The sequence below is a fragment of the Paraburkholderia sp. A1RI_3L genome, from assembly GCF_048957895.1.
Lineage (GTDB): Bacteria > Pseudomonadota > Gammaproteobacteria > Burkholderiales > Burkholderiaceae > Paraburkholderia > Paraburkholderia kururiensis.
The window spans coordinates 1-435 of the sequence record NZ_JARCHA010000082.1 but is presented as its reverse complement, the minus strand read 5'-3'; the positions used below and the strand labels follow the sequence as shown (position 1 = coordinate 435).

The 435-nt window shown below is 69.9% G+C and carries 1 pseudogene; it reads left to right on the top strand.

The annotated features are described in order from the left end of the window. Positions 1–435 (top strand): annotated as a pseudogene (locus PXJ20_RS32995) (P1 family peptidase); the annotation flags it as partial.

The following is a 435-nucleotide window of genomic DNA, read 5'->3' as shown; positions in this document are numbered from 1 at the left end:
TGGGCAACGATATGTGCTGGGCGCACTGGTGCTGGCCAACTTTGGGCGTATCGAGAACCTCACGGTGGCCGGGCAGCCGCTCGGGCGCCGCATCGTCGCGCAAGCCCCCCCCCGCGGACGGCGCACGCGCCGAGCCGGAGAAAGGCTCCATCATCATGATCGTCGCGACCGATGCGCCGCTCGACGTCCGGCAACTGGAGCGCCTGGCGAAGCGCTCGGCGGCCGGGCTCGCCCGCACGGGTTCGGTGTATGGCCATGGCAGCGGCGATATCGCGCTCGCGTTCAGCTCGGCGTGGCAAGTCCCGCATCTCGCGAGCGAGCCGATGCCCGCCGTGCCGATGGTGCACGAATCGATGCTCGATCCGCTGTTCGACGCCTGCGCGGAAGCGGTCGAGCAGGCGATCGTCCATGCGCTGTGGCGTGCCACGACCGTAG